This window comes from Bradyrhizobium sp. STM 3843 (assembly GCF_000239815.1).
Classification (GTDB): Bacteria; Pseudomonadota; Alphaproteobacteria; order Rhizobiales; family Xanthobacteraceae; genus Bradyrhizobium.
Genome location: NZ_CAFK01000048.1, coordinates 1 through 12,300 on the forward strand (window position 1 = coordinate 1; position 12,300 = coordinate 12,300).

A 12,300-nucleotide genomic window follows, 5' to 3' on the forward strand; every position below is an offset into this window, starting at 1 on the left:
CTGGCACGCCAGCANGTCACGGTGGCGCTGTCAGGCGATGCCGGCGATGAACTGTTCGGCGGCTACAACCGGCATGTCTGGGGCGGGGCGCTCCAGGCGCGCTTTGGCCGCATGCCGGCGCCACTGCGGCGGGCGATGGCTGTGCTGCTGGGAGCGATCGCTCCGGAGCCGGCCGATACGATCTTCAAGGTGCTGCAGCCGCTGTTGCCGGCGCGGTTGAAGGTGCGGCATCCCGGCGATCAGGTGGCCAAGCTTGCGCGCATGATCGGGGCCGATTCCTTTGATGAGATGTACCGCTCGCTCTGTTCGATCGACGGCGATCCGATTCGGACGATTCTGGCGGGCGAGGAACGCCGGAGTTGGGCGTCCGAAGAAATGATGCAAGTCGAGGTGGGCCTCGATCCGCTCGACCGCATGACGCTTGCGGATTCCTTGAGCTATCTCAGCGACGACATCCTGCAAAAGGTCGACCGCGCGGCGATGGCCGTGGCGCTCGAAACGCGGGTGCCTTTCCTGGACAAGGACGTCGTCGAGTTTGCCGCGCAGGTGCCGCCTCGCATGAAGGTGCGGGAGGGACGCGGCAAATGGCTGGTGCGGCAGGTGCTCGACCGGCACGTCCCCGCTGAACTGATCGACCGCCCGAAAACCGGCTTCAGCATCCCGCTGGATGGCTGGTTGCGCGGACCACTCAAATCCTGGGCCGGTGACCTGTTGTCACCGGGGCGGCTGAAGCGGCAGGGCCTGTTCGAGCCGCGGCGCGTGGAAAAAATGTTCGGCGAGCACCTGAGCGGCCGGCATAATCATGCCTATTGGCTTTGGAACGTGCTGATGGCAGAGGCCTGGCACGACACTTGGCAGACAGCACGATAGATCGGCCAGCACAGGCAGACCAGGAAAGACGGGGTCAGTCTTCGGCAGTGGCCGGGATGCTCATGGCGCCGGCGCCTTTCTCCGCACTGAAGATCCAGACCAGCCCGCCCATGCCGCCGACGATGAAATAGACCGCGCCAAACAGGATCGAGACCACCGTGCCGTCGGCCGGCGCCAGTCCGGCATAACCGAAAGCGACCATCATGGTCGCCTCGCGCACGCCCCAGCCGGCAATCGAGATCGGCAGCATCGTGATCAGCATGATCGGCGGCGTCAGCATGAACAACTGCTCGAAATCGGCAGGGGCTGCGATCGAGCGGACCGCGCACCAGGCAATCACGACCGCCAGCACGTGGATCGACAAGGAGAGCACGGCGATCTTGGGGCCTGTCGTTCTGCCGAAGATCACCCGATTTGCGATCACGGAGCAGGCATGAACGTGACGGGTCGGCCACCACGCCTTCATCCAGGCATCCGGAAGGTAACCGAAGATCAGGAAGCCAACGCCTGCAGCGAGGGCAGCCAGGTCGACCAGGACCAAAGCGAGCCGGCCCTTGTCGTCGGCGATCATGCTGTAGCTCCACGGCAGGCTCGCAACGATGATCAGCGCGAGCGCGATGAAGCCCACGGCACGGTCGGTCAGGATCGAATAGCTCGCCGCGCGCCAGCCGGCGCCGGTGCGGCCGATCAGCCATAGCCGCACGGCATCACCGCCGATCGAGGAGGGCAGGGTCTGGTTGAAGAAAGACCCGATCATGTTGTAGCGGAACGCCTGCAGATCGCTCAGCGGCGCGCCGCAAAGCGCGGAGATCTCCCGCCATCGCAGCGCCCCGATGAAGACCTGGACCAGCGTGACCAGAACCGCAATGACGATCCAGCCAAGGCTGATCTGGCTGAGCCGCTCCTGGATCGCGGCAAAATTGATCCCGCGCAGCGCGAGATAGAGCAGCGCCAGCGATACCGCGATCCGGAGCACGAGGATGAGAAACGAACGCATGAGAGGCCAGCTTCGCCCTTGATCTGGTCCGTCCAAGCCGGGCGCGAGACGCTAAAATCCCGTCTCGATGTGGCTCTCGGAGCGTGGTTATCGGACCGTTGACGAGGAGGGGAGCGCCGTTCCGGCGGCGCACCCCTTGCGGTCCCTCAGCTCAGGTGGCTAAACAGTCGCCGGGGTGGCGTCAATGGCCTCGAAAACGACTGGAAAATCAATTTATGTCTCATGGCCGGACAATTGCGGTGATTGGCCTCGGTTATGTGGGCCTGCCGGTCGCCGCAGCCTTCGCGCGCGGCGGCTGTCCGGTCACCGGCTTTGACATCGATGCCGGCCGTGTCGCCGAGCTGCGCGCCGGGCTTGATCGCACTCGTGAGGTCGAGAGTGCCGATCTGAAGCGGCCTGGCTTGAGCTTCACCGGCGAGCCGACTGATCTGCGCTCCGCCGACTTCTACATCGTCACCGTGCCGACCCCGATCGATGAGGCGCGGCGGCCGGATCTTTCAGCCATGCTCGCCGCTACCCGCACGGTCGGTGCGGTCCTCAAACGCGGCGACATCGTGGTTTATGAGTCGACCGTGTATCCGGGCGCAGTGGAAGAGGATTGCGTTCCGATCCTGGAGAGCGGCTCCGGCCTCAAGGCTGGTGTGGATTTCAGCGTCGGCTACTCGCCCGAACGCATCAACCCGGGCGACAAGGTTCACCGCTTCGAGACCATCACCAAGGTGGTTTCGGCGCAGAACGCCGCGACGCTCGACATCGTCGCAAACGTCTATGGCTCGGTGGTCACCGCCGGCATCCACCGCGCGCCCTCGATCAAGGTGGCGGAAGCCGCCAAGGTGATCGAGAACACCCAGCGCGACCTCAACATCGCCTTCATGAACGAGCTGTCGCTGATCTTCCAGGCGCTCGAGATCGATACCGGCGACGTGCTCGCGGCTGCCGGCACCAAGTGGAATTTCCTGCCGTTCTCGCCCGGGCTGGTCGGCGGCCACTGCATTGGTGTTGATCCTTACTATCTCACCTATCGCGCCGAGAAGGCCGGCTATCATCCCGAGGTGATCCTGGCCGGTCGCCGCATCAACGACGAGATGGGCCGGCGGATCGCGCGCGAATGCATTCGCGGCCTGTTACGCCGCAAGGGCCAGAGCGGCACGGTGACGATCCTTGGCATCACCTTCAAGGAGAACGTGCCGGACATCCGGAATTCGCGCGTCATCGACATCGTCAGGGAATTGCAGTCGTTCGGCGTCAACGTGCAGATCACCGATCCGCTGGCGGATGCGCGAACGGTCGAGGAAGAATACGGCGTGGCGCTGACAGCGCTCGAGAGCTTGCGCCCGGCCGATGCGCTCGTGCTGGCGGTGGCGCATGAGGCTTATATCGGCGGGGGCTGGGCGCTGGTGCAGCGGCTGCTGCGCGAAGGCAGCGGGCTCGTTCTCGATGTGAAGATGAAGCTCGATCGCGCCGGCAAGCCTGCCGCGATCGAACTGTGGCGGCCGTGATGGGAGCGACAATGGCAGATGACACCGTCCTCGTGACCGGCGCCGCCGGTTTCATCGGTTTTCACGTCGCGCAGCATCTGCTGAACGAGGGACGGCGCGTTGTCGGCATCGACAACCTCAACAACTACTACGATCCGCGGTTGAAAGAGGCGCGGCTGGAGCTGCTCAAAGCCCAGCCGGGGTTCAGCTTCCTCAAGCTTGATCTCGCGGACCGGGCCGCGGTCAAGGCGCTGTTCGCGCAGCATCGTTTTCCGGCCGTCATTCACCTCGCCGCGCAGGCGGGCGTGCGCTATTCGCTGGAGAATCCGCACGCCTATGTCGATGCCAATCTCGAGGGCTTCATCAATATTCTCGAGGGCTGCCGCCATCATGGCTGCGAACATCTTCTGTTCGCCTCGTCGTCTTCGGTCTATGGCGCCAACACCAAGCTGCCATTCTCGGTCAAGGACAACGTCGACCATCCAATCAGCCTCTACGCCGCGACCAAGAAGGCCAACGAGCTGATGGCGCATTCCTACAGCCATCTCTACAGGCTGCCGACGACCGGCTTGCGCTTCTTCACGGTTTACGGGCCCTGGGGGCGGCCGGACATGGCGATGTTCATCTTCGCCAAGGCGATCCTGGCGGGGCAGCCGGTCAAGCTCTTTAACCATGGCCGGATGCGGCGCGATTTCACTTACGTCGACGACGTGGTCCAGGCCGTGGTCCGTCTGGTCGGTCGGCCGCCCAAAGGGAACCCGGACTGGGAGGGGAACCGGCCCGATCCGGCTACTTCCAGGGCGCCATGGGTGGTTTACAATATCGGTAACAATCACCCCGAAGAGCTGACGCACGTGATATCAGTGCTGGAGCAGGAGTTCGGGCGGACGGCGCTCAAGGAAATGCTGCCGATGCAGCCGGGTGACGTCGAGGCGACCTACGCCGACGTGGCTGATTTGGAGCGCGACATCGGCTTTCGGCCTGCGACGCCGATCGAGGAGGGAATTGCCCGCTTCGCCAAATGGTATCGTGACTATCATCGCATTTGAGGACTGATTTCATGACCAGACGCATCATCCCCCTGATCATGTGCGGCGGCGCCGGCACGCGGCTCTGGCCGGCATCGCGCGAGGTGCGGCCCAAGCAGTTCCTGCCGCTGTTCGGCGCCCGCTCGACCTTCCAGGAGACGCTGCTGCGTGTCTCGGACGCCAGCCTGTTCGAGCGGCCGATCATCATCACCAACGCCGCCTATCGCTTCATGGTGCTGGAGCAATTGGCCGAGATCGGCATCGAGGCCGATGTGCTGTTGGAGCCGATGCGCCGCGACTCAGGTCCGGCGATTGCGGCCGGCGCAGCGTTTGCGCGGACGCGCGATGGTGAGGCGATCGTACTGGCGCTCGCCGCGGACCATGTGGTGCGCGATACCGACGCGTTTCTCGCGGCCTGCCGCGAGGGACTGGCGGCGGCCGAAGAAGGCCGTATCGTCACCTTCGGCGTCACGCCCGAGCGTGCCGCGACCGAATATGGCTACATCTGCCCGGGCGACGCCGTGGCGGGGCAAGTGCGCGCGGTGGCGCGCTTCGTCGAGAAGCCGGATCTGCCGACCGCCGAGCAGTACATTCGGGACGGTTATTTCTGGAACAGCGGTAATTTCATGTTCCGCGCCGCTCTGTTGCTCGACGAGTATCGCAAATTCGATTCCGCCAGCGTGCAGGCGGTGACGGACTCCGTCGTCAACGCCGGCCGCGACCTCGGCTTCATCATTCTCAACGCCGATAGCTTCGCGGCTGCCAAGCCGATCTCGATCGATTATGCGGTGATGGAGAAGACCGAGCGGGCGGCGGTGGTGCCGGTCTCCTGCGGTTGGTCCGATGTCGGTTCGTGGCATGCGGTCTGGGAGCTGTCGGAGAAGGACGCGCAGGGCAATGCCGCGCGCGGCGCATCCGTGTTCGAGGACTCCCGCAACTGCAACGTGGTCAGCGACAAGGCGCTGGTGGCGCTGGAGGGGGTCGATGACCTCGTCGTGGTGGCGACGCAGGACGCGGTGCTGGTCTCACGGCAGAAGGATGCCAATGGCCTCAAGCGTCTGGTGGCCAAGCTGAAGACCGTAGCGCCGGAGGTCACGGAGGCGCACATCAAGGTGCATCGTCCCTGGGGCAGCTATCAGTCGGTCGACAATGGCGAGCGGCACCAGGTCAAGCGCATCGTGGTCAAGCCCGGCCAGCGGCTGTCGCTGCAGAAGCACTATCACCGCTCCGAGCATTGGATCGTGGTGCGCGGAACGGCGCGCGTCACCGTCAACGAGACGGTGTCCATGGTGCACGAGAACGAATCGATCTACATCCCGATGGGCGCAGTGCACCGGCTGGACAATCCCGGCAAGATCCTGTTGGAGCTGATCGAGGTCCAGACCGGCTCGTATCTCGGCGAGGACGACATCATCCGCATCGAGGATGACTACCGGCGCGAGTAGGACTCACTTACCGCTCTCGAATCAAAGGCCGAATCAAAACCCATGTGCTAGATTCGCAAGGACATCCGGGGCGGAGGGGATCCTTGCAAAGCACGATTGGTTCGCGCGCGTTCCAGAACGCGCGGCTGCAGAAGAAAAACCGCAAGCAGGCGGAGGCGCAATATCCCGCCGCGGTCGAGGCCTATCGTGCCGGCCGCCATGCCGATACCCAAGCGATCTGCAGACAGATTCTGGAGCTGCTTCCGGACTATTTCCCCGCTTTGCACCTGTTGGGGATCTCGGCGCTGGATTGCGGGCGCCTGGACGTCGCCGAACAGGCGCTGACACGGGCGGTGGCTCTCGAGCCGCGCCATGCCGAAGCGCTCGTCAATCTCGGTCTCGTCTACTTCCATCAGAAACGCTACGAGGAAGCGCGCAAGCTGCAGGAGCGTGCGACCGCGGCGAAGCCGAATTTCGCGGTGGCGTTCACCACGCTCGGCAATACGCTGATGAACATGCGGCTGTTCGACCAGGCGCTGGAGGCGCACCAGCGCGCGATCGCGGTCAAGCCCGATTATGCCGATGCCTATTGCAACCGCGGCATGACCCAGCTGCTGATGCAGCGACATCAGGAGGCATATGAGAGCTTCAACCGTGCGCTGGCGCTCAACCCACGGCATATGCACGCGACGTTCGGCCTTGGCCTGGTCGGCGTCAATCTGCGGCATTGCGACCAGGCGTTGACGTCGTTCAACGCGGCGCTTGCGATCAGTCCAGGCAATGCCGCCATCCTGGCGCAGCGTGGCCGCCTCCATCTGCAAATGGGACATTTCGAGCCGGCCGAGGCCGATTTCGACGCTGCGCTGGTCGCCGATCCCAACCTGGAGGCCGCGCTGCTCGGCAAGGCTCACGTCAACGTCCTCAACGGTAACGTTGCGCCGGCGATGGCGGCCTGCAACAAGGTGCTGGAGCAGAATGCGTCGTCCGAAGTGGCGCTGGTCTGGCTGGGGGCATGTCTCGCCAAGCAGGGCGATGTGACTGGTGCTATCCAGCTGTTCGATCGCGCGCTCGAGATCAAGCCGGACTTCGAGGAAGCGGTCACCAAGAAGATCTTTGCGCTCGACTTTCTCCCGGATGCAGACTTCGCTCTGCAACAGGCAGTTCGCCGCGAGTGGTGGGAGCGGATCGGCGCCAGGATCGGGCAACGCAAACTGGACATCCGGTATTGCGATCCGGAACGCCCGCTGGTTGTCGGCTATGTCTCCTCCGATTTCCGCAACCATTCGGCGGCCCTCGCGTTCTTCCCGGTCCTGCGACATCACGACCACGGCGCATTCCGCGTGGTCTGCTATTCGTGCTCGCCATTGCGCGACAGCGTCACGGAAAAATTCCAGTCCATTGCCGACAAATGGGTGGACGCCTGGCAATTGTCCGACGACGAACTGGCCGACCAGATCCAGGCTGATCAGGTCGACATTCTGGTCGATCTCTCCGGTCATTCGGGCGGCCACCGCCTCTCGGTGTTTGCGCGCAAGCCGGCGCCGATTCAGGCGAGCGCCTGGGGGCACCCGACCGGCACTGGACTCCCGACGATGGACTATGTCCTGGCCGATCCGGTTTCGATCCCATCATCGGCGCGCCATCTGTTTGCCGAGCAGATCCATGATCTGCCGTGCATGATCACGATGGATGCGATCGAGGGGGGCCACGCGACCGAGTTGCCGATGCTGCGCAACGGCTACGTCACCTTCGGCGTGTTCAATCGGATCGACAAGATCTCTGACGCCGCGCTTGCAGTTTGGGCAGAGCTTATGCAGGAGCTGACGAGCGCGCGGATCGTGATCAAGAACGTTGCCCTTGATGACGCCTATCTGCGCGACAGTCTCATCGGCCGTTTTGTCGATCATGGCATCGCGGCGGAGCGCATCAGGTGCATGGGCTCGACCTCGCGCCCTGATCATCTGGCTGAATTCGCCGCAATCGACATCTCGCTCGATCCGTTCCCGCAGAACGGCGGCGCCAGCACCTGGGAATCCCTGCATATGGGAGTCCCCGTCATCACCAAGCTCGGGTCGACGCCGTCAGCGCGGGCCGGCGGTGCAGTGATCACGGCGATCGGGCTCGACGATTGGGTGGCGGAGGACGATGCCGGTTATCTCGCCATCGCCCGCCGTCACGTGGCTGATCCGGCCGCGCTGGCGAAGCTGCGGGCCGAACTGCCCCAGCGCATCGCGACCTCAGCCGCTGGGAACGTCGCGCTCTACACGCGCAAGGTCGAGGAGGGCTATCGCACCTTCTGGCGCCGCTACTGTGCCGCCAATGCCTGAGACGGCCTGCATCCATCGCGTTCTCCGCGTCAATTCCTGACTTTTCTGGAGACCATCCTTGGCAAATGTCGGTTCGCGTGCGTTCCAGAACGCGCGGCTTCACAAGAAGAACCGCAAGCAGGCCGACGCGCTGCTGCCGCAGGCTGTGGCAGCCTATCGCGCAGGCCGGCACGCCGAGGCGCAGGCGATCTGCGCCCAGACACTCGCGCTCGTCCCCGACCATTTCGATGCACTGCATCTGCTCGGTGTGTCGGCGCTGGAGAGCGGCCGTCTGGATGTCGCCGAGCAGGCTTTGACACAGGCGGTCGCCGCCGAGCCGCGCCATGCCGAGGCGCTCGCCAATCTCGGCCTCGCGCTGTTCAGCCGGAAGCGCTATCAGGAGGCGCGCACCGTGCAGGAGCGCGCCGTCGCGGCCAGGCCGAATTTCGCAGCGGCGCTGACCGGTCTCGGCAACACGCTGATGAAGCTCGGCCTGCTGGAGGAGGCGCTGCAGGCGCACGAGCGCGCGCTCGCCGCCAAGCCCAACTACGCCGACGCCTATTGCAATCGTGGCATGGCGCAAGTGCTGCTCAACCGCAATGTCGAGGCTGTCGGAAGCTTCGATCGCGCGCTCGCCCTGAACCCGCGTCAGTCGGAGGCGCTGTTCGGCAAAGGCCTGGTCAACATCAATCTGCGCCATTCCGATGATGCGTTCGCAGCCTTCGATGCCGCGCTCGCGATCCGGCCGGGCGTCGCTCTGGTGCTCGCCCATCGCGGCCGCCTGCGTCAGCAACTCGGGCAGTTCGATCAGGCCAAGCTGGATTACGATGGAGCGCTCGCGATCGACCCGTTGCTCGAAGTGGCGCTGCTCGGCCACGCTCAGATCTCGGTGTTGAAGGAGAATGTCGCGCCGGCAATGGCCGCCTTGCGCAAGATTCTTGAGCAAAATCCCACGTCCGAAGTCGCCTGGACGTGGCTCGGAGAGTGCTTTTGCAAGCAGGGCGACATCGCCTCTGCGCTGCAGCATTTCGACCGGGCTCTGGAGATCAAGCCCGATTATGCGGATGCGATTACGGCGAAGATCTTCGCACTGGATTTCATCCCCGACTGCGACTTCGCCCAGCACCAGGCGGCGCGGCACGAATGGTGGACCAGGATCGGCAGTCGGATGACGCAGAGACAACTGCAACCGCGGGATCTCGATCCGGAGCGGATCATTACGATCGGCTATGTCTCGTCCGACTTCAGAGGCCATTCGGCTGCGTTGGCTTTCTTGCCGGTGCTGACGCATCGCGATCGAGCACAGTTCCGGGTGGCCTGCTACTCCTCGTCACCGGCACAGGATGGGATGACCGCGCAATGCCGGGCCGCCGCAGACATCTGGGTCGATGCCTGGCAGATGTCAGACGAGGAGCTTGCGGCGCGCATCGAAGCCGATCAGGTCGATATTCTTGTCGATCTCTCCGGTCACTCGGCCGGCAACCGCCTGACGATGTTTGCGCGCAAGCCGGCGCCGATTCAGGTCAGCGCCTGGGGACATCCGACCGGCACTGGTCTTCCGACCATCGACTATGTGCTGGCCGACCCGGTGTCGATCCCGCCATCGGTGCGCCACCTGTTTGCCGAGCAGATCCATGATCTGCCCTGCATGATCACGATGGATGCGATCGAGGGGGTCCATGCGACCGGGCTGCCGATGCTGCGCAACGGCTACGTCACCTTCGGTGTGTTCAATCGGATTGACAAGATCTCTGACGCCGCGCTTGGGGTGTGGGCCGAGGTCATGCGGCAGTTGCCGGACGCGCGCATCGTCATCAAGAACACCGCGCTCGATGACGCCTATCTGCGCGATGGACTGATTGGCCGTTTCGTCGATCATGGCATCACGGCAGAGCGGATCGCGTGCTTGGGCTCGACCTCGCGCGCGGATCATTTGGCCCAATTTGCCGCGATCGACATCTCGCTCGATCCGTTCCCGCAGAACGGCGGCGCCAGCACCTGGGAATCCCTGCATATGGGGGTCCCGGTCATCACCAAGCTCGGCACGACGCCGTCAGCAAGGGCCGGCGGCGCCGTCGTCACCGCGATCGGGCTCGACGATTGGGTGGCCGAGGATGACGCCGGTTATCTCGCCATCGCCCGTCGTCATGTGGCTGATACCGCGGGGCTCGCCAGGCTGCGGGCCGAATTGCCCCAGCGCATCGCGACCTCAGCCGCTGGTAACGTCGCGCTCTACACGCGCAAGGTCGAGGAGGGCTATCGCACCTTCTGGCGCCGCTATTGCGCGGCCAATGCGTGAGTTGGCCTGCATCCATCCGTTGCGTTCGCTCGCGTCAATTGTTGACTCTTCCGGAGATCATCCTTGGCAAATGTCGGTTCGCGCGCGTATCAGAACGCGCGGCTGCAGAAGAAGCTGAAGAATCTGGCCGAGACGTTTCTGCCGGCCGTGCAGGCCGCCTATCGCCAGGGCCGGCAGGCGGAGGTTCAAGCCTTGTGCCGGCGCGTGCTCCAGGAGGTGCCGAACTACTTCGACGCAATGCATCTGCTCGGGGCGTCGTTGCTCGATTGCGGCCAGTTGGAGGAGGCGCGGCAGGCGCTCGCGGGCGCTGTCGCGCTTGAGCCCGGTTCGGCGGACGCGCAATACAATCTCGGTTTTGCGCTGTTCAATTTGCAGCGCTATGAGGAGGCGTGTGCCTGCCAGGAGCGGGCGGTGGCGCTGAAGCCGGATTTCGCGAAAGCGCACGCAAATCTCGGCACCGCGCTGCTGCGGCTCGAACGGGCCGGGCAAGCCGTCGCGGCCTTCACCCGCGCAATTGCGCTCAAGCCCTACGACGCCGATGCCTATTGCAATCGCGGCGTGGCGCAATTGATGCTCAAGCAATATGCGGCGGCGGCCGACAGCTTCGAGCGGGCGCTTGCGTTCCAGCCGCGGCACTTCGAGGCCCTCGTCAACAAGGGTCTGGCTCACGTGGAGCTCCGGCACTTCGCGGTGGCCGAGGCGGCCTACAACGCCGCGCTCGCGATCAAGCCTGATGTGGCCGAGCTGCACGCCCATCGCGGACGGATGCACCTGCTGTTGGGACGGCGGTCCGAAGCGAAAGCCGACTTCGACAGGGCGGCCGCGCTTGATCCCACGCTCGAGCTGGCGTGGCGGGGCAAAGCGCAGGTCGCCATGCTCACACAAGCGATGGCGGAGGCCATGCTCGCCTGCAAGAAGGTGCTCGACCTGAACCCGACCTCCGAGTTCGGCCTCACTTTGCTCGGCATCTGCTTGGGACAGCAGGGCGATATCGCCGCGGCCATCCAACATTTCGACCGAGCCCTTGAGATCAAGCCGGACTGCGAAGAGGCGATCGTGCAGAAGATCTTCCGCCTCGATTTCCTCCCCGATGCCGATTTTGCCGTGCAACAGGCGGCGCGACGCCGCTGGTGGGATGCGATCGGGTCCAAAATGCAGCGCCGGACGCTCGCAGCGCGGCCGCGCGATCCCGACCGGCGCATCGTCGTCGGCTATGTTTCCTCCGACTTCCGGAGGCATTCGGCAGCGTTTGCGTTCCTGCCGGTGCTGCGATCGCACGATAGGGCGCAATTCCAGATCAACTGCTACTCCTGCTCGACCACCCGCGATGGGCTCACCGAGGTCTTCCAGTCCCTGGCTGACGTCTGGGTCGACGCGTTCAATCTGTCGGATGACGAGCTGACCGACCGCATTGCCAGCGATCGCGTCGATATCCTGGTGGACCTGTCGGGCTTCACCTCGGGCCATCGCCTGGCGATCTTCGCGCGCAAGCCGGCGCCGATTCAGGTCAGCGCCTGGGGCCATCCGACCGGCACCGGCCTTCCGACCATGGACTATGTCCTGGCCGACCCGGTGTCGATCCCATCATCGGTGCGCCATCTGTTTGCCGAGCAGATCCATGATCTGCCCTGCATGATCACGATGGATGCGATCGAGGGGGCCCACGCGACCGAGCTGCCGATGCTGCGCAACGGCTATGTCACTTTCGGCGTGTTCAATCGGATCGAGAAGATCTCCGACGCCGCGATCGTGGTCTGGGCGAAGCTGATGCAGGAGCTGCCGGACGCGCGGATCGTCATCAAGAACACCGCCCTCGACGACGCCTATCTGCGGGATGGCCTGATTGGACGTTTCGTCGATCATGGCATTGCGGCGGAACGCATCACGTGCATGGGCTC

8 protein-coding genes are annotated in these 12,300 nt (G+C 64.2%); 7 read left to right on the plus strand and 1 reads right to left on the minus strand.

The genetic code is table 11. The features are described 5' to 3' along the window. Positions 1–870, plus strand: an 870-nt coding sequence (locus BRAS3843_RS07280; protein ID WP_035981048.1) for an asparagine synthase C-terminal domain-containing protein, incomplete at its 5' end; no start/stop codon positions are given. A gap of 34 nt (positions 871–904) precedes the next feature. On the opposite strand, the gene BRAS3843_RS07285 is transcribed toward BRAS3843_RS07280, so the two are convergent. Then, complete coding sequence (locus BRAS3843_RS07285) at positions 905–1,867, minus strand: lysylphosphatidylglycerol synthase transmembrane domain-containing protein (protein ID WP_008968151.1); 963 nt, start codon at positions 1,865–1,867, stop codon at positions 905–907. 215 nt (positions 1,868–2,082) lie between these two features. On the opposite strand from BRAS3843_RS07285, the gene BRAS3843_RS07290 reads away from it, so the two are divergent. The 6 genes from BRAS3843_RS07290 to BRAS3843_RS07315 form a co-directional block, all read left to right on the plus strand. Continuing rightward, positions 2,083–3,366, plus strand: a complete 1,284-nt coding sequence (locus tag BRAS3843_RS07290; RefSeq protein ID WP_008968152.1) for a nucleotide sugar dehydrogenase — start codon at positions 2,083–2,085, stop codon at positions 3,364–3,366. 11 nt (positions 3,367–3,377) lie between these two features. Beyond that, positions 3,378–4,394, plus strand: coding sequence for an NAD-dependent epimerase (locus tag BRAS3843_RS07295; RefSeq protein ID WP_008968153.1), 1,017 nt, complete (start codon positions 3,378–3,380; stop codon positions 4,392–4,394). A gap of 11 nt (positions 4,395–4,405) precedes the next feature. After that, a complete protein-coding gene (locus tag BRAS3843_RS07300; RefSeq protein WP_008968154.1) occupies positions 4,406–5,818 on the plus strand; it encodes a mannose-1-phosphate guanylyltransferase/mannose-6-phosphate isomerase in 1,413 nt (470 codons plus the stop codon). 83 nt (positions 5,819–5,901) lie between these two features. Next, positions 5,902–8,124 carry a tetratricopeptide repeat protein gene (locus BRAS3843_RS07305; protein ID WP_008968155.1) on the plus strand — a complete coding sequence of 741 codons (2,223 nt, stop codon included), beginning with the start codon at positions 5,902–5,904 and terminating at the stop codon, positions 8,122–8,124. 58 nt (positions 8,125–8,182) lie between these two features. Continuing rightward, complete coding sequence (locus tag BRAS3843_RS07310) at positions 8,183–10,402, plus strand: tetratricopeptide repeat protein (protein WP_008968156.1); 2,220 nt, start codon at positions 8,183–8,185, stop codon at positions 10,400–10,402. A gap of 63 nt (positions 10,403–10,465) precedes the next feature. Further along, on the plus strand, positions 10,466–12,300 hold a 1,835-nt coding region (locus BRAS3843_RS07315), incomplete at its 3' end, for a tetratricopeptide repeat protein (RefSeq protein WP_035981050.1).

Excerpts from the sequence above, each read along its gene's own strand:
- BRAS3843_RS07285 (WP_008968151.1), bottom strand. The coding sequence starts at position 1,867 with ATGCGTTCGTTTCTCATCCTCGTGCTCCGGATCGCGGTATCGCTGGCG.
- BRAS3843_RS07290 (WP_008968152.1), top strand. The coding sequence starts at position 2,083 with ATGTCTCATGGCCGGACAATTGCGGTGATTGGCCTCGGTTATGTGGGC.
- BRAS3843_RS07295 (WP_008968153.1), top strand. The coding sequence starts at position 3,378 with ATGGCAGATGACACCGTCCTCGTGACCGGCGCCGCCGGTTTCATCGGT.
- BRAS3843_RS07300 (WP_008968154.1), top strand. The coding sequence starts at position 4,406 with ATGACCAGACGCATCATCCCCCTGATCATGTGCGGCGGCGCCGGCACG.